Raw genomic sequence first — 18,455 nt, forward strand, 5'->3', positions numbered from 1 at the left:
GCGTGCAAAAAAATCCGGTTTACCCGGATCTTTTTGGGAGAAAACTGGTAAAGCTTAATGCTTTACCAGTTTAACCATCTTGGTTTCCCCGTTCTTACCGCTAATGCGGAGCAAGTAGAGACCAGGAGCACTAATCCGTGAACCGGTATTAATGCGCAGGGTACTGTTACCTGCAGGAACGGAGCCCTTATAATCTGAGTACATCAGTCGGCCAGCCATGTCGAAGATCTCTATTCTTACTGCTGTTTCAGCTTTCAGTACTATATCAACGTTAAATTGATTGTCAAATGGATTCGGATAAACCTTAGTGTCTCCGAAGTCAGCGGTCTTGTTGATCAGGGCTACAGCAGGAGCGGAAACTGCTACTGTATTATCGCCGAGTGTGAGTCTTGCACCCAGTTCCTGCGGATCAACCGGACCATCTTCATTTTGTGTAGCCGGATCGATATGGCCTCTGATAGTCAGGGCAGCGATCAGACCGTAACGGGATGTAGCAGTACCTGGATCAACATCGATGTGAATCTTACCATTTGCATCAGGAGAGATATCTCTGATGGTTACTACACCGCTCTTGTTCATAGAAGCATTCAGTAATGCCATCCGTGTACCGTTTACAGTGTATTTACCGGTGATGTCTTCCCACTCAGTTGAGCTACCGAAGAATACCAGGTCATATTTCAGTGTCTGGTTCAGTCCGGTGATGTTGAAGTCTGCGTGGTTACCAGGGAACAGACCGTAGTTTTCAACCATTACGTTATCAGGATAAACACCACTGTTATTGCCGGTGTTCACACCTGCGGAGTACATACCATCGAAGTTTTCCAGGATGGTGATGCCGATGCCGGTTGTGTTGCTCTGTCCGTCCTTCATGTTGCTGATCACTGTACCGGACTGTGGACGCATACCTGTGTTGTTCCATGGGGCAGGAGCTACCAGCAGTTCACTGAAGTTCACCTGTACGCTGAAACCAGGAGTAGTCGCCGCAGCTGCGTTGCTGTAATCGGAGTTACCGAGCAGACTTGTAGCGCGTACTTTATAGTAGTATTTCTGGTTTACGCTCAGGTTGTTGTCGGTGTAAGTTACGGTATTTGCTGCGAGTGTAGTTACCAGACTGTAGCTGCCACCGGAAATGGCGCGCCATACCTGATAACCTGTTTCGTTGTTTGCTCTGTCAGCCCAATCCAGTTTGATTGATTTCGCGCCGGTCGCTCCTGCACGGAGGTTCAGCGGATTCACAACCGGTGTCTGAAGGGCGTCGTATTCTTCCAGTACCAGTGTGTTCATATACATGTAGTAGCCGGCCTGGGTTTTGTTCACCAGGATGTTGATCTCACCGTTGGCATTTGGCGTCACACCATTGATCTGTTTAGTCAGAGAGGTATTGTATGACGGATCAATTACCACACTGTCAGTGCCGATGGTGAATCTCGCCTTGGCAGCCACACCGAAGTTCAGACTACTAAAGAACACAACATTATAACGTTTCGCATTGTTCAAACCGGACAGTCTTACTGTATGGGTAATGTTTCTGCTGTCATATACCGCAGAGCGCATTACGTTATCCGGATAGATACCGGAGTTGTCATAAGTGCTCATACCGGCAGCGGTAGCATCATTTTCCCAGTTTTCAACAAATGTCATGTTGATACCGGTCGCAAAACCTGATTCATCCAGTGCGTTGGTAAATCTTGTACCAGCGTAAGGGAATCCTGCCACATTGTTCCATGGAGTAGCAGCCGGATTGCTGGATGAGAAGTTGAAGTAGATGCTCTTGGTATTCTTGTCTGAAACAAGCACGTTAAAGGTACTGCTGGACGCTGCGCCCTGGTTGTCTGTAGCTGTCAGGGTTACTGCATAGCTACCCAGGTTGTTAGCGGTCGGGTTGAAGCTGAAGGTACCGGCGCCATTACCATTGTCGGTAAAGTTACCGAAGGCAGGCAGGCCGCTTACAGTCAGCGTTACGGTGTTACCCAGATCGCCCTGTGCCTGTACATTGAACTGTGCGGATGCATCAGCTTTCAGTTTAATGTCAGCGATATCATTGATATGTGGCGGTTTAACCGGAACATTCACACCTGCGATGTTGCTGTAGCCAGTAGATACGCCAGCAGAGTTGGAAGCACTGATCTTGTAGTAATAGTGAGTATTACCATGCACGGTGCTGTCCACATAAGCATTAGCAGTTGCGCTATTCAGGCTGCCCAGCAGGCTGTAGGTGCCAAGGCTGTCTGTAGCACGGTGTACTCTGTAGCCGGTAGCATTGTAAGCGATGTTTGTCCAGCTCAGGGATACATTACCATTTGCTTCTGCAGCGGTAAGGTCTTTAGGCGCAGCAGGTACCGTACCGTCGTCCAGGATGGCATTCACCTCGATAGCGCCCAGGTAACCTACCTGTGTACCATTGGCAACTGCCATGTTAAAGTTGATTTCACCCTGTGCATTAGGCGCGATGTTATCAAAGTTTGCAGTGACAGTGGTATTACCCTGTACATCGATCGGTTTGCTTACGCCATTCATGGTGAATATTGTAGTACCGTTGTTTGCCTGTACAGACCAGGAACTACCTGCGAAGAATTTGAAAGAGTATTTCCTGGTGGCGTCGAGACCAGTCAGTTTACCGTTGATTGAATTATCAGAATTGAAGATACCAGGGTAAGAACCGAAGAAGTAGTATTCTCTCAGTACTACGTCAGGGTAGACACCGCTGTTGTTACCGGTAACAGCACCTTCGTTCCAGGAGTACCAGTTGCCCGTCAGTAACTGCAGACCAACATTGGTAGTTTCGCCTTTATCATTTTTCAGGTTGCTGGTTGACACCGTGGTGATGTTGTTCCATGGAGCCGGTGCGTCTGTCTGATGTTTGAAGCGAACGAAGAACTTGTAGTTCGGATCCTTATCAGCAATGGTAACGGTGAATGTTTTGTTGTCAGTACCGCCATTACCGTCTACGATGGCCACTTTCACGTTGTACACACCTGCATCTGCGTAACCAGGATTGATGTTCAGGGTAGCAGAACGGTTGTTACCGGAGATAGAAATGAATGAGGGCAGAGATACACCAGACCATGTGAGCGCGTCTGATGCATTCTGATCAGCAGCTGCAAGCGATAGCTGCTGAACGTCGCCCTCATTCAAGGAAACGTTGGCAATTGAGGTTATGATAGGGCTGTAATTGTCATTGATGGTGAGGTTGAAGGTAACCGTGTCCTTACCGCCAAATGCGTCTGTCGCGATCACTGCCAGGTTAGGGTAGCTACCCTGCAGACCAACATTCGGTGTTACTTTCAGGAAGGAACCCTGTGCGTCGGAAGCAAGTGTTACAAAAGAAGGCAGGTTAGCGCCGGACAGGGTGATCGCATCTTCATCCGGATCAGTTGCCACAACCGGGATACGTGTTTCCACATCATAGCGGGCTGACTGGTTAGCGATATCCTGGATTACCGGACGATTATTACCGGTAGTCGCTGTGGCGTTGGAAGAGTAAGCGGAGGTACCACCGTCGCCTTTCGCACGTACACGGTATACATACTGCTGGTTTGCATACAGCGCTGTATCCGTATAGTTATTAGTGCCGGCAACTACGGTATCGAGGCTCTTAACAGTTACGAAAGTATTGCTGGTACCGAAGGAACGCTGAATGTCGAAGCCTTTGGTATTTACGTCGTTATTGGTATTGGTCCAGCTCAGTATGATACTGGATGGAGAGGCTGCATTGGCAGCGACATTTGAAGGAGCCGCAGGAGCTGCAGGCAGTGTTGGTGTTACCACACTGTAGAATGGCAGATTCTGGGCGGCCAACTGGCTGATTTCAGCCTGTGTCAGTGCCTGACCGATAATGGCCACATTATCCATGTTACCCCTGTAGAAGGTACCTGTAGAGTTAAATGCGTTGGTACCATTGTTTGAACCCAGGCGGGAGTTGTTGGTCGTTGTACCTACCGAACTGTAGTTCGTGTTCAGGGTACCTGCCAGATCACCGTTCAGATACATGCGGAGTACACCGGTGCTGCCGCTTCCGGAGAATACCAGTGCCACATGTGTCCAGTTGGTGCTGGTGAAGGCAGTGGATATCAGGGTACGGACGCTATTGTTAGCGATACCTGCTTCGAGTTTATTGGCATTGATACGCAGTGCCAGACCGTTGTCGCTGCCACCCATATCCAGGAGGATGCGGTTATTGTCTGTTACTGTCGGTTTGATCCACATCGACACTGTGCGACCGCTGAATGCGTCGTGCAGGAAGCCGCTGGAGCTACCGCCGATGGTAACATAAGCGCTGGTACCATTAAATACCGCTGCATGTGTACCTTCTATTTCATCAGTGGTCGTGTAGGTCATTGCATTCGCAGTACCATTATTTGCATTGATGGAGATATCAGATACGGCATTGTTGAAGGGATATACTGCCAGCCATGGATAACCGGTGGACTGTGCAGATTCACCGAATTGACCTATTGCGCGTACTTTATAATAGTAGCGGGTATTGGCAGCAACCGTATTATCAACCAGGGAGGTTGCATTGGCATTCGTTTTTCCTATTACGGAATAAGTACCGGTAGCAGTAGCGCTGCGATACAGTTCGAAGCCTGTTTCGTTGTTGCTGTTGTCAGTCCAGCTCAGATTTACTTTGTTGAAAGCAGGAGCGGTAGCGCCGAATATTACCGGTGCAGTAGGTGCGTTGCCTGGCATAGTCAGGGTATCGCCCAGATACTGATCAGGAATATTGGTAAGGCTATTAATGTTCAGAGCTGTTGATCTCCAGCGGATGTTCATTGCCTGGCCGCCGGTGCCCTGGAAGTAAGCGGCAGTGATCGGATATACACCTGCATTCAGGTTGATCGCAGCACTGCTCACCTGCGTGGTACCGTGTGCACCGTCGTTGTTTACAGTAGAAGTACCGCTGTAGCTGTAAGGGATGTTTACCCAAAGTTTACTACCGTCGTCAGAGTTGGTGCCGAAGTAGTAAGTACCGGAAACAGGGATGGTGATGAAACCAGTCCACATGATCGCGTAGTTGGTTTCCCTGTTTCTTACTGTAATATCGGTATTGGCAGATCTGCCTGTTTCAAGCGGTGTCAGGTTGTTGAAGTTAGGCAGAGTGGAATAAGTGCCTTCGTAATATTTGTAGGCAAGACCTTTATTCACGGTAGCAGCAGTTACCTGGTTGCTAGGAGCGGAGAGGTTCCCCGCCGCATCTTTGGCTACTACATAGAAGTTATACACTTTTCTGTCGGTCAGACCGTAGGTCACCATGGTGAGCTGTGTACCATCAACAGAATAAGCTTTGGCATTATTTACATAGATATCATATCCGGCAATGCCTACATCGTCAGTAGCGGCAGTCCAGCTAAGTGAAACCGAGCTGGTGGTAGTGTTGGTCACTAACAGGTTTTGCGGAGCAGTTGGTTTCACACCGTCGGTCTGGGTAGTACCAGATGCTTCCGTAGAAACCGGACCTGCGCCGTTGGCATTTACAGGACGGATAACATAATAATATTTTGTGTTGGAGGCTAATCCATTGTCGTTGAACGCCAATATATCGGCGGCTACTTTTCCTACCAGCTTATAGTTGTTGCCAGGAGTAGTAGTGCGATAGATTTCAAAACCAGTTTCATTGTTCTGAGGATTTGCTTTGTCTGTCCAGTTGAGGGTCAGCTGTGTCTGTGAAACAGAAGTCACAGTAGCGCCGCCTACTGCATCCGGCAGGTTCGTACCAGCTGCAGCAATTACTTTGTAAGGGCTGGAGAAGCTGCTTGCGCAACCAAATTGTTCTGTCACACGTGCGATATACTGACCTACGCCAACCGTCAGGGTGTTGGTATTACCCAGGCTGGTGGTACCACCTACTGTACGCCATTCGTAAGAGGCATAACCAGCAGGCAGCTGCAGTGTAACGGTGGTGCTGCCATCCGGAGCTGGCAGTATATTGGTGGCAAGACTGTCTATAGAGATAGGCGGCGTTACTGTAGCCGTCTTTGTTTTAATAACGAGTGGGGTAGGGGAGAACTCTGACCATGCACCGTTAGCAGTCCTTTTTACCCTTACAGCGTAAGTACCGAGTGAATTAACGGTAATACTGTTTCCGGTAGCGTTAGGGATGGTGTTGCCGTCTTTCTGCCATTCGTATGCGGAGAAACCTGGCGGGATACCAATTACCAGGCTAAAGGTTTCACCGGGACAGAATTCAGAACGACCTGTCAGCGGCCATGGATTCAGTGCGTTTGCCCTGTTCATGAATGGCACAAAGTCTGGTTCCGCCCAGGCTGTGTTCCAGGTACCATGTCCAAGATTGGGATAAAGGGTGTATTTAAGATCTGCTCCGGCGTTTTGATAGGCCGTAACAACTGTGTTTGCGGTGTAAGGAGCGGGTGCATTGTCCAAACCTCCCTGGAAGTACCATAAGGAGGTAAATTTGAGTTTATTAATGTTGTCGGTTGTGGCGTCGCCATTGGCAATACCACTCATTGGCATTACAGCAGCGAAGTATTGTGGATAGCGTTCTGAGAAAGCCCAGGACCCGTAACCACCGGCAGAGAGACCGTTTACGATCACTCTGTTCAGGTCACCTTTTACCTGGATGGAGAGGCTGTCCAGTAATTCTTTAATGATGTCAAACTGGCCATTGCCCCAGTTTCCATCAGCAGTTTGTCCATAAAAGAGGAATCCGTCAAAGTTGCCATTGTCCGTCTGGGTTTCGAAGTTTTGGCCACCGTGCAGGAGCTGGTATTCGTTGTCGTAAACGGTACCACCTTCACCACGGCCATGAAGGAAAACGAAAATAGGGTACTTTTTTCCGTCAGCAACATTATGTTGATAGGTCTTAGGAAATTTGAGACGGAAGTTAAGTCCCTTGTAAATATAGCATTTGAAATCGGAGGTATTCCAGCCCATACGGGTGGTTTTAACCCACTTCCCGATGCGGCCGAAAGCAGGCGCTGTTGGGGGTGAGGCTGAGTTGTACACAACAATGGGGTCTGCAGGGTTCAAGGCTTGCTGCGCATGAGCCGTACCTGCAAAGAGCATCAGAATGCCGATAAGTAAGTGTACAGTTCTTTTCATAAAAGAATTATAAATTTTGGACAATCGGGGATTTAACCCGGTAATTAGCCGAAATAGAAAATAATAACCCAAAGCACTTCGTGCAGGTCAGATCAGAGGAGATGGTAAAACTAGAATGGAGCAGACGAGAAATCGATCAACTCTCAAGATTGGCTTTTATGTAGGATGAGGTTAGGAATTATATCACACTATGAAGCTCTCTTACGTCGATAGATAAGGAATAAGCCTAGTGTACTCGGTTCAAGTTCCAAAAGTAAGTGTATATTTTTACAGTTGAAATACTTTTTAGTGAAAATCTGTTTTTTGACGGTGAATGATATAAATACGTTCGTGAAACAAAAAAACTCAACAGTAAGTGTAAAAGTTACACGTCAGCCTACTGTCAGCTGCCGTTGCGAACGGTCCCATACGGCAGATTGTTTTTTTCTCAGAAAACGGCCAAAACCCTGATACACAGCTACATTCATAAAGACAAAGTAAAAAGGGATATAGAATAATTTACTTTTTACCTGCCGTTTGGCCAGCACATATCCTACTAAAGCCATGCCATAAAAAACAATTTGTGCTGCAAGAAACAACCAATATACGAAAGGAGCTCCGGTAACACAGAGGATGATATTAGTAAGTAGTGCTAACAACAGGCATAGGGGAGCGGCCGTCCAGCGTGATACCCGGTGCGACACATATTGCCAGGTGATTTTTGGATAACGGAAGAAATTCAGCAGGTCCATTAAACGGCTCATGGACTGAAAACCGCCGGCTGCAATACGCACTTTACGTTTATATTCATCTTCCAGCGAGGCAGAAGGCGTTTCCTGGGCATAGGCGTCAGGGGCGTAAGCCACCCGGTATCCTTTCTTATTAATACCAAAGGAGATCATAAAGTCATCCAGGATGGTATCCGCCGGAATATCCTCATATAAAGCGGTACGCACGGCAAACAGTTCGCCGGCAGCCCCCATTACACTATACAATTCTGCATCCCATTTTTTCAGCAGGGATTCGTATTTCCAGTACATTCCTTCTCCGGCGCCTTCGGCTTCTGCCTGGTCAGCCACGAGTATCTTTTTCTCGCCTGCTACCGCACCGGTAGTTTCATCTTTAAAATGACGCATCAGGCAAAGTGCTACATCGTTATTTAATAAGGTGTTGGCGTCAGAGAAAACAACGAAGGGGGTCTTTACGTGTTTCATGGCGCGGTTAACCGCCATGGTCTTCCCTTTACGCTCTGGTTCGTAGAGCAGGGTAATACGCGGGTAACTCCTTATTATATTATTGGTATCATCGGAAGACCCGTCTGTCACAAAGATGATCTGCATTTTGTCTTCCGGATAATTCAATGAAAGTGTATTCAGGATCTTTTCTTTTATAAATGCGGCTTCATTATAAGCAGCCACCATAAATGTTACTTCCGGGGTATAAGGTGCATCGTCTCCAATATGTTGGATTTTTACGAAATAACGACGTATCTTAATTACTATATATAGTAACAGTCCATAGCCTACATAGCTATAGCAAACAAGAAAAATACTGCACCAGAAAATCAGTGAGATCACAGTCATAGATCAATGTAGTTAAGGGGTACTCGGAGCGCCTGTAGCGTGTTTACATAACAATCCCACATGGGTATCCGGAGCAAAAGTAGAATAATTGTGCAGTATTTCTCAGCAGTGCATGCTACATTTAAAAAAAATAATCCCCTGACCTGCAAGAATATCCGTTCACGATAATTTATAGCGCATTCACCCAATAAAAGCCACCGTTTACGAAAAACATATGGCGAAATGAATAAAGTATTATATTTTTACATCGTTGTTGTATAAACAAGCAATTAAGAAAATTTTACCGCTTGCACTTTATCAATTACTTTTGTACTTTAGTGTAAGTATTTTGAGAAACCATATTTGAGTCATTTCTTTCATATCCCCTGAGAAACTGTTTTTAGTTCCATAAAACCTTATCCAATTTAAAGCCAACGAAGATAAATTTCTGATACCCTGAAATGGTATTGGATCGATTAGTAATATTAAATTGGTTAAAGGTGAAAAAAACAGTTTTAATAATAGATGATAGTTTACCCATCCGATATTTACTTGAGGTAATGCTAAACAGAACATACAACGTCGTATCAGCTTGCGACGGTCTGGCTGCAATGGCTTGGCTCAAGAATGGCAACATCCCCGATCTCGTTATCACAGACCTCCAGATGCCAAACATCAACGGATGGGAACTCATAGAGTTCATGACAGAGAGCAATCTGTACCAGCATATACCTTTAATGGTGCTTTCCGGTGTACACGACACTAAAGAATCTTTTGCAAACATCCGCCCCGGAAATATCAAAACGATTATCAAAAAGCCTTTTGATCCGGTTATCTTACTGGATACAATTGATCATGTATTGAAAGCGCAGCATGTCCCTGCTTTCTCTTAGCATATAATTATATTGTTATAATCAGTATGTAACCATTAATTCCTTTGTTAGCATGAATACATTTACACCTGAACTGAGCGTATTGAAGAATGCGGCCCCAAAACAGTTTGAAGAACGTGAACAAACACTGCCCCGCCAGATTGTTGCAGACAGTCATATCGTACTGTTCGTAGGGCAACATATTGAGACTCCCGAACTGGAGGATCAGGGCTACAAGTGTTTTTTTGCACAGGATTATGATACCGCCATCGTAACGATCGAACAGCTACAGGCCGTCTTTCGCAGAAAGCCTGGTGTGATCATCTACCGGTCTCATACTGACAATCACAAAGGACTGAATGCCTGGAAACAATTTTTCCAGCAGGAGAGTAGTTGTGCCAGCATCCCGTTCCTCCTTTATACGGATCATGTAAGCCCCGAGATGAAAGCAGCTGCCAAGCAGTATTCTTTCATCGATGAAATTATCACTGACAAGTGTTTGCCGAAATTAGCTTCGAAAATAACCTTTATCAATAAATTCAAACAACTGAATGCATTTCCACCGCTGACAGTTGTAGGTGGTACTGCGCAAAGAAAGAATCATAAGCGCACTATCAATGCTGTACTGAAAAGAGCTTTTGATATTATTGTTGCGGGCGCCGCGCTTATTGCGATAAGCCCTGTCTTATTCGTTATTGCTGCGATTATTAAGTTTGAATCCAGAGGCCCCATCTTTTATGCTGCACGACGCGCAGGTAAAAATTACCAGGTGTTCAAATTTTATAAATTCAGAACAATGGTAGCTGACGCTGACAAGAAATTGCAACAGCTGCAGCACATGAACCAGTACAAAGGCGGTGACGGTCCCGTTTTTTACAAAGTGTCCAATGATCCGCGCGTAACGCGTTTCGGCTCCTTTCTGAGAAACTCAAGTCTTGATGAACTCCCGCAACTTTTTAATGTATTAAAAGGAGATATGTCTCTGGTAGGTAACCGACCTTTACCATTATATGAGGCATCAACACTGACTACTGACGAGTGGGCACAACGATTCCTTGCTCCGGCCGGTATCACCGGACTGTGGCAGATCAGCAAGCGGGGAAAGAAAGAAATGTCAGCTGAAGAAAGGATCGCGCTGGATATTAATTATTCCAACCAGCACAGCTTTAAGTATGACATGTGGATTATGGCCAATACCCCCAAAGCCTTAATACAAAAAGATAACGTGTAATGCTTTTTACGATTGAACTTGTTATACTGATTTATCTGGGGGCTTGCGTGTTTTATAATTTCCTGTTTGCTGTAGCAGGACGCCTGTTCCCAAAGAAAGACAAAACAGCAGCCGATACACTGTCACATAGCAGGATCGCCATCCTGGTGCCTGCTTACAAAGAGGATGAAGTCATCCTTTCCGTTGCTCAGAGTTATGAAGCGCTGGACTATCCGGCTGACAAATACGAGGTGATCGTTATAGCAGACTCTCTGCAGCCTGCAACGATTGTTACCTTACGCGCTGAAGGTATTACCGTAATACCTGTATCATTCAATAAAAGCACAAAGGCGAAGTCGCTGAACGCTGCCTTTGCACAGCTGCACGATGATAAATATGATATGGCCGTGATCGCTGATGCGGATAATATCCCTGCCAAAGATTTTCTGAAGAGAGTGAATATCGCCTTCCAGGAGGGGCATCACGCCATCCAGGCACAACGTGTAGCGAAGAATCTGGATACGCCGTTCGCTATCCTGGACGCGGCCAATGAAATGATCGCTAATCACATCAACCGCAAAGGGGCTAACGCCCTCGGGCTTTCTGCCTCCATCATCGGTTCTGGTATCGCATTCGAATACCAGCTGATAAAACAGGCGCTGAAGGAGACGGAAGCAACAGGCGGTTTCGATAAAGTGCTCCAGCAATTGCTGGTAGATAAAGGATACAAGATCCACTACCTTGAGTCAGCACTGATGTTTGATGAAAAAGTAGAAAACGCGGCTGCTTTTGAAAATCAGCGTAAACGCTGGTTGTCCAGTCAGCTGGTATACCTGCGTCAGTACTTCCTGAGAGGCTTCCGCGCACTGCTCAAAGGCCGTATAGATTACTTCTACATGGCCGTAGGACAGAACATGCTGCTGCCACGTATGCTGTTGCTGGCAGGTGTATTCTTTATGACGTTTATTTACCTGATACTGGGACACTATCTGACCGTTCCTTTTTATGCCTGGGCAATTACGGCCGGCGCGTTTATTGTCAGTATGCTGTTACCATTACCAGGTAAGTTCTATTCGAAATACCTGCTCACCGTTATACTGAATCTGCCACGTGTAGTGGGTATCATGCTGGCGCTGGTGTTTAAACTCAAAGGCGCTAACAAGACCTTCATTCATACAAAACATTCCAAAACAAGTATCGATAACCCCCTGGTCAATGTCGCAGGAAAATAACATAGCACCGCTGGTTTCCATCGTAACGGTCAACTATAATACCACCGCCGTTACCTGTGAATTGTTGCATTCCATCAACGGCAACAGTTACCGCAATGTGGAAGTGATCGTCGTGGATAATGCATCCAAGGAAGATCCTACTGCCGCACTGCAGGCTGCATATCCTGCTGTTAAAGTGATCAGAAGTGCGACCAATAAAGGATTTGCCGGTGGTAATAACCTCGGTATCGTAGCCGCTACCGGCGAGTATATCTTCCTGGTGAATAACGACACCGAATTCACAGATGGCCTGATAGAAGGTCTGCAGGAAGTATTTCAGTCCCATCCCGACGCAGGTATGGTAAGCCCCAAATTTCACTACTACTTTCATAAAGGTACGATCGAATATGCCGGCTATCAGTCAGTAGATGTATTCACCGGCCGTAACAGCATGATCGGCTGTAAAGAAGCCGATCAGGGCCAGTACGATCAGCTCTCTGCAACCAACTACGCACATGGTGGCGGTATGATGACCACTGCTGCCGTACTGAAAGAAGTGGGCCTCATGCCGGAAGTCTATTTCCTCTACTACGAAGAATTTGACTGGTGCGAGCAGTTTAAACGCAAAGGCTATAAAATCTACTACCAGTATAAGTCACTTATCTATCATAAAGAATCAATGTCCACCGGTAAGAACAGTCCATTAAAGACCTATTACCTCACCAGGAACAGAATCCTGTTCATGCGTAGAAATGTGGCATTACCGAACCGAATCATCTTTTTACTGTACCTGACCTTGTTTACCATTCCGAAGAATACGTTACAATTCCTGCTCAAACGGGAGAAGGAACACTTAAAGGCTTTCTGGAAAGGCATTATGTGGAACGTAAAACATCGTCAATTAAATCTAATACCATGTGTGGGATAGCAGGGTTTATTGATTTCTCCAAAAAAGCCAGTCTCCCCGTACTGAAAGACATGACAGATGCATTATTGCATCGCGGTCCGGATGACGGTGGTTATGAAGTGTATGAACACCCCAATGCAGTGATCGGACTGGGCCAGCGCCGACTGTCTATTCTTGACCTTTCCAGTGGTGGCCATCAGCCCATGCACTATAAACAATACACCATGATCTTTAATGGCGAGGTGTATAATTTCAAAGAGATCCGTCATGAACTGGAACAGAACGGTTATCACTTTACTTCCACCAGTGATACGGAAGTACTGATCAAAGGATACGATTGCTGGAAAGAAAAGATCGTAGACCGTTGTATCGGTATGTTTGCTTTTGTGATCTATGACAAGGAAGAGCAACAGGTGATTTTCTGTCGTGACAGAGCGGGTGTAAAACCACTTTACTATTACTGGCACAACAACGTGCTGCTGTTTGCTTCAGAACTGAAAAGTTTCAGCCGTTTCCCTGCTTTTGAAAAGAAGATCGACGTGAACGCGGTATCGCTGTTTCTGCAATACAGCTATATTCCGGCGCCTTACACGGTTTTCGAACATACGCATAAACTGAAACCGGGACATTACATGCATTTGTCCCTTACCAATAAAGCACTGACGACTTCCGAGTACTGGAGCGTACTGGATGCTTACCGCCAGCCGCTGACAGACATGTATGAAGGCGACATCATCCGTCATACCAAAGAACTGATGGAAAGCGCTTACCGTTACAGAATGGTAGCTGATGTACCTGTCGGTGTATTCCTGAGTGGCGGTTATGATAGCTCCAGTGTGGCGGCTATTTTACAGGCATCCTCCGGCAGCCGGCTGAAGACCTTCACGATCGGTTACAAAGAAGCCGCATTCGATGAATCTAAAGAGGCACGCAGAATTGCACAGCATCTGGGTACTGACCATACAGAATGGATCGTAGGTCCTTCTGACGCAAAGAACATCCTGGAACACCTGCCGGAGATCTACGATGAACCATTCGCAGATAACTCTACCGTACCTACCACGCTGGTCAGCAAACTGGCTGCGCAGCAGGTGAAAGTGGTACTTTCTGCTGATGGTGGCGACGAACTCTTTGCAGGCTATAACAAGTTCAATCAGTCCCTGCAGTATACAGAACGTTTCCCTAAATCCATACAGGGAATGGTCAGTAAGGTGATGAATATGGTAGATCCTGCCAGCATCCCTTATTTCAATAAACAATACAACTTTGCCAGCCGTTATGAGAAGATGAAGCTCATATGGAAATCCGGTAAATCACAGCAGGCATTAAAATATATCAGCCAGTATATTACAGAGTCAGAAGCAGCCAGTTATCTGGGTGGAGCGCATTCCACTTACAAGACGAACTTTGATATGAACGGGGAACTGAATAGTATCAATGATCCGCTGAACCGCTTACTGTCTGTAGACTACAAGACATTCCTGGTTGACAATAACCTGGTAAAGGTAGACAGGGCGACCATGTCTGTCAGCATTGAAGGCCGCGAGCCGATGCTGGATCACAGACTGGTGGAGTTCCTGGCGAAAGTGCCTGCGCATATTAAAGTGAAGAATAAGATCAACAAGTATATTCTGAAGGAGATTGTACACCAGTATATCCCTAAAACTTTAATGGACCGTCCCAAACGTCCGTTTATCGCTCCGCTGACGCATTGGTTTAAAGACGAGCTGAAAGAACAGATGGAATACTATCTGTCTCCGGCTAAACTGAAACAGACCGGCATCTTTGATCCCTCACATATCGAAACACTGAAGCAGAACTACTTTAACGGCGGAAAGGTGAGCCACCAGAAACTCTGGAACATCCTCGTATTCCAGTTATGGTACAGCAGATGGATGGAACAATTGTAAAGAGATGGAAGCGACTAAAAAGATCAGGGTTTTACAAACCATCCGCCAGGGTAAGATCGGAGGAGGTGAAAGTCATGTGCTGGACCTCGTACATTATCTTGATAAAAGTCTGTTTGAGCCGGTAGTGCTGTCCTTTACGGACGGTCCGATGATCACATCCCTTACCCAGATGGGAGTGCCCGCTCATGTCATTCATACTGAACGCGCTTTTGATATCGGCGTCTGGAAAAAAGTAAAACAATTCCTGAAAGAGCAAAGGATGGATATAGTGCATGTACACGGTACCCGTGCCAATACAAATGTACTCTGGGCAGCCCGGTCCCTGGGACTGCCGGTGATCTATACCATTCATGGATGGTCTTTTCATGACAGTTTGCCAACCTGGAACAGAAAGGCGCGTATCATGGCTGAAAAGTTCATTACGCAGCATACCAGGCTCAATATTACAGTGTCTGATTCCAATCATCAGACCGGCGTAAAGGAATTTGGCCGTTTTAAGTCCACTGTAGTGAAAAATGGCGTTAACCTGGACAAGTTCAACAATAACGGCACTTATCCCGATATAAAGGCTGCTTATGGCATCCCTGCACATCACCTGGTAATTGGTTATATTGTGCGTATTACAGAGCAGAAAGACCCACTCGGTATGCTGCGTGCCTATGCGAAGGTCTGCGCCAACTTTCCGGATCTTACCTTGTTAATGATAGGAGAGGGCGACCTGAAAGCCGATGCCGTGAATCTGGCAGAGGAATTGGGGATTACAGACAGGGTCGTTTTCGACAATTTCCGTCAGGATGTGCCTGCTGTGCTGAAAGCGGTAGATATCTACTGCCTGCCGTCACTCTGGGAAGGTTTCCCTATCGGTGTACTGGAAGCGATGGCCATGTCTAAGGCAGTTGTTGCTTCTGATGTAGATGGCACGCGGGAAGCGGTAGAACATGAGGTAACCGGACTGCTGGTACCGCCTAAAAATGAAGCTGCCCTGGCTACTGCCCTGGAACGACTGATACAGGACAGGACACTGCGTACACAATTGCAGGAGAATGCCGGCAAGTGTGTGAAAGCAAACTTTGATGTACGGGATATGACCCATAAAATTGAAACGGTGTACCAGCAGGTGCTGGCGCCATTGTAATATTCTTAAACTTTACGCATGAAAATCAGAAATCCCCAATCCCGTTTTGACCTGGACATTAAAAAGACGGACAGGGTACTTGAGGTTGGAGGCGGCCACAATCCGCACCCAAGGTCGAATGTTGTGGTAGACAAGTATGTAGATGACAATACACATCGTAGTGGAGATATAAAAGTGCTGAAGAACCAGCAGTTCATGAATGCTGATGGTGAAAACCTGCCATTCAAGGACAAAGAGTTTGATTATGTGATCTGTAATCATGTACTGGAACACGTAGAAAATCCGCATTCATTTCTCAAGGAACAATTCCGCGTAGCAAAGAGAGGGTATATGGAAACCCCTTCTCTGCTGGGTGAACACCTCTATCCAAAGAAATCGCATAAATGGGTGCTGCTGGAAGTAGATAATAAGGTGGTAATGGTAGACAAGGAAAGGATCTCTTTCCCGACCAGTTTCGACTTTGGCGACCTGTTCCTGGAATATCTGCCGAAGGCGTCTATCGGTTACAAAATCATGGAAAGAACGCATCCGAATCTGCATACGATGCGCGTGGAATGGGAAGGTAGTTTTGACTTCATCGTGAATCCGGATGATAAGGATATCCTTAAATACTTTGAAGAGCCATGGACCCGTGAAATGGTGCTGCATTATTTCCCACAGCGTTCGCTGGGTAAAGAACTGGCAGAAGCCACCCGTGCATTCACAGATATCTGCAGAAGTATTATCCGCTCAAAAGTGCTGAAAAGAGTTTAGTATAAACAGGATTGTTTTAAAGGAGCGAAGCCCCCGGATTATTCCGGGGGCTTCTTTATTTTATAAGATCTGTTTTATTTGCAGGGCGGTCTGCTACTTGACCAGCTTCAGTTTTCCGGTCACCTTTTCCAGCAGGATCTGGCATTCTGCCCATCCGAGTTTCACAATATCGTTCAGCGTGAACGGTACATATTTCTTCAGCATATAGTAACCGACGATCACGCAGATGATCATATTCAACAGCGAACCAAACGCCACCCAACGTACATCATGGAACAACAGGATGAAGACGATATCACCGATGACGTTAAGCACCAGTTTCAGGAAGTTTTTATAGAAGTTGGTCAGCGGACGGTTGATCATATCCAGTGCTACGCCTATAAAGCGGTCAATAGGGTAGAGGATGGCGCAAAGCAGGAATATTCTTACTACATCCGTGGCAGGAAGATAAGCTTTATCTGCCAGGATAATAATCAGCGGTTTGGTAAAAATGATCAGACCAATAATAAAAGGAATGATCACGATACTTACCACACCGGTATAGCGGGAGAATGCCCTTGATACACCCGCCCAGTCGTTTCTGTTGGCCGCGCCTGACAATGTAGGCTGTGCAGTGGCGACAAAGCTGCGGAGGATAATTTCTATCACTTCCATGAACTTCTGCGGGATGCTGTAGATGGCTACGGCAGCAGGACTGATCATCGTACGGATGAGGAAGTTATCAGAATAGTTAAGGAAACCCGATGAGATCATACTACCAACGATCAGCCATCCGTATTTCACGAGTACGAGTACTTGTTTTTTAGTGCTGTGTACTACCTGGCGGACTTTCGTCCAGCCTTTTATCAGGGTAAAACAGCTGGTAGCCGCTAGTCCGGCCATATAGGCGAAAAGTACATGCGGCAGCGTAACCGTACTGAAGAAGTGGAAGGCGAGTATTAATACCAGGAAGCCGCCGTTCTGCCAGAAACGGACCTGTAATATCTTATCAAAGCGATGTTCTGCCTGGAGGAACCAGCTGGCAACGTTAAAGGGTACTGATACGACCATCATGACACCCAGCCAGCGTATAAAAAAGCGCCATGTTTCATCAAATTGTCCGTATAACGCGACACCTACGATCAGATTGAGGAGCAGATAAATGCCGGTCAGTATAAGCACAAGGTACCAGGCACTTCCGGCCACTTCCTTACCAGTCTTCTCATCCGAGCCGGTATAGAATTTAATAATGCCGGATTGTAATAAAGCGGTACGGATCTGGTCCAGCACAGTATATGTCCCGATGAATAAAACCCATTCCCCAAAAGCAGAAAGAGACAGTAAACGAACGAGAATCGCAAAGGATAATACGTTAAGAAAAGCAGAGACGAGGTTACCTAATAAGGAGTGAAAATGCCTGTTGTTAATTACCGATAATAATTTAAATCCCATGTATATGATATAAAACCAGTGAATTGAAATTTTCTGCGGTCTTTTTAACAGGATAAGGTTATTTGGGGAGTATGTTCCTTGGATACAATATTACCATAATGCAAAAGTTTGGCAAAATTTAATTTCCGACAGTCCCATCAATATAATATTTTTTATGACATTATATATTAGTTTTTTTAATGCTTTATAATTAACTTTAATTACATATTAAAAATATTTTATTTGACAAATAAAAATATTGTACTTTGCCGTCGGATCTTGAAAAATACTAAAGAAGTAGAAGATTATCAGATGATTGGAACTCACCAGTAAAGAAATAATCAGACAGACGCCCTTATAAACTGACTTGTGTAGAAAGCTACGACTTTGAAGACTACCTTTTTTTCGGGACAACGTACACGATTACATCCAGCGTGCCTTAGCCTC

At 46.0% G+C, this 18,455-nt stretch carries 10 protein-coding genes; 7 read left to right on the top strand and 3 right to left on the bottom strand.

Annotated elements, in window-relative coordinates:
* Positions 1-54 precede the first annotated feature (54 nt).
* Positions 55-7,059: a fibronectin type III domain-containing protein gene (locus tag CPIN_RS18375; RefSeq protein ID WP_012791339.1), complete on the bottom strand. Its 7,005-nt coding sequence runs from the start codon at positions 7,057-7,059 to the stop codon at positions 55-57.
* A gap of 371 nt (positions 7,060-7,430) precedes the next feature.
* Positions 7,431-8,621, bottom strand: a complete 1,191-nt coding sequence (locus CPIN_RS18380) for a glycosyltransferase family 2 protein (RefSeq protein WP_012791340.1) — start codon at positions 8,619-8,621, stop codon at positions 7,431-7,433.
* Positions 8,622-9,061: 440 nt separating this feature from the next.
* Here CPIN_RS18380 and CPIN_RS18385 point away from each other — a divergent pair, with 440 nt between their 5' ends.
* Genes CPIN_RS18385 through CPIN_RS18415 form a run of 7 tightly spaced genes read left to right on the top strand, consistent with a single transcriptional unit; the run spans position 9,062 to position 16,598 of the window.
* A complete protein-coding gene (locus tag CPIN_RS18385) occupies positions 9,062-9,493 on the top strand; it encodes a response regulator (RefSeq protein ID WP_012791341.1) in 432 nt (143 codons plus the stop codon).
* Between the two features lie 52 nt (positions 9,494-9,545).
* Positions 9,546-10,703, top strand: a complete 1,158-nt coding sequence (locus CPIN_RS18390) for a sugar transferase (RefSeq protein ID WP_012791342.1) — start codon at positions 9,546-9,548, stop codon at positions 10,701-10,703.
* Positions 10,703-11,914 carry a glycosyltransferase family 2 protein gene (locus CPIN_RS18395; protein WP_012791343.1) on the top strand — a complete coding sequence of 404 codons (1,212 nt, stop codon included), beginning with the start codon at positions 10,703-10,705 and terminating at the stop codon, positions 11,912-11,914. The genes CPIN_RS18390 and CPIN_RS18395 overlap by 1 nt, the downstream gene beginning before the upstream one ends.
* Complete coding sequence (locus tag CPIN_RS18400) at positions 11,898-12,821, top strand: glycosyltransferase family 2 protein (protein ID WP_012791344.1); 924 nt, start codon at positions 11,898-11,900, stop codon at positions 12,819-12,821. Before CPIN_RS18395 ends, CPIN_RS18400 begins: the two co-directional genes overlap by 17 nt.
* On the top strand, positions 12,809-14,710 hold the full coding sequence (asnB, locus tag CPIN_RS18405; protein WP_012791345.1) for an asparagine synthase (glutamine-hydrolyzing): 1,902 nt from the start codon (positions 12,809-12,811) through the stop codon (positions 14,708-14,710). Before CPIN_RS18400 ends, asnB begins: the two co-directional genes overlap by 13 nt.
* Before the next feature lie 4 nt (positions 14,711-14,714).
* Positions 14,715-15,845 carry a glycosyltransferase family 4 protein gene (locus CPIN_RS18410; RefSeq protein WP_012791346.1) on the top strand — a complete coding sequence of 377 codons (1,131 nt, stop codon included), beginning with the start codon at positions 14,715-14,717 and terminating at the stop codon, positions 15,843-15,845.
* Between the two features lie 18 nt (positions 15,846-15,863).
* Positions 15,864-16,598, top strand: coding sequence for a class I SAM-dependent methyltransferase (locus CPIN_RS18415; protein WP_012791347.1), 735 nt, complete (start codon positions 15,864-15,866; stop codon positions 16,596-16,598).
* Positions 16,599-16,691: 93 nt separating this feature from the next.
* Here CPIN_RS18415 and CPIN_RS18420 read toward each other — a convergent pair whose 3' ends face one another.
* Positions 16,692-18,029, bottom strand: coding sequence for a lipopolysaccharide biosynthesis protein (locus CPIN_RS18420; protein WP_012791348.1), 1,338 nt, complete (start codon positions 18,027-18,029; stop codon positions 16,692-16,694).
* Between the last annotated feature and the right edge of the window lie 426 nt (positions 18,030-18,455).

The sequence above is a fragment of the Chitinophaga pinensis DSM 2588 genome, assembly GCF_000024005.1.
GTDB classification, from domain to species: Bacteria; Bacteroidota; Bacteroidia; order Chitinophagales; family Chitinophagaceae; genus Chitinophaga; species Chitinophaga pinensis.

Coding starts and splice junctions, on each gene's coding strand:
- CPIN_RS18375 (WP_012791339.1), bottom strand. CDS start 7,059: ATGAAAAGAACTGTACACTTACTTATCGGCATTCTGATGCTCTTTGCA.
- CPIN_RS18380 (WP_012791340.1), bottom strand. CDS start 8,621: ATGACTGTGATCTCACTGATTTTCTGGTGCAGTATTTTTCTTGTTTGC.
- CPIN_RS18385 (WP_012791341.1), top strand. CDS start 9,062: ATGGTATTGGATCGATTAGTAATATTAAATTGGTTAAAGGTGAAAAAA.
- CPIN_RS18390 (WP_012791342.1), top strand. CDS start 9,546: ATGAATACATTTACACCTGAACTGAGCGTATTGAAGAATGCGGCCCCA.
- CPIN_RS18395 (WP_012791343.1), top strand. CDS start 10,703: ATGCTTTTTACGATTGAACTTGTTATACTGATTTATCTGGGGGCTTGC.
- CPIN_RS18400 (WP_012791344.1), top strand. CDS start 11,898: ATGTCGCAGGAAAATAACATAGCACCGCTGGTTTCCATCGTAACGGTC.
- asnB (WP_012791345.1), top strand. CDS start 12,809: ATGTGTGGGATAGCAGGGTTTATTGATTTCTCCAAAAAAGCCAGTCTC.
- CPIN_RS18410 (WP_012791346.1), top strand. CDS start 14,715: ATGGAAGCGACTAAAAAGATCAGGGTTTTACAAACCATCCGCCAGGGT.
- CPIN_RS18415 (WP_012791347.1), top strand. CDS start 15,864: ATGAAAATCAGAAATCCCCAATCCCGTTTTGACCTGGACATTAAAAAG.
- CPIN_RS18420 (WP_012791348.1), bottom strand. CDS start 18,029: ATGGGATTTAAATTATTATCGGTAATTAACAACAGGCATTTTCACTCC.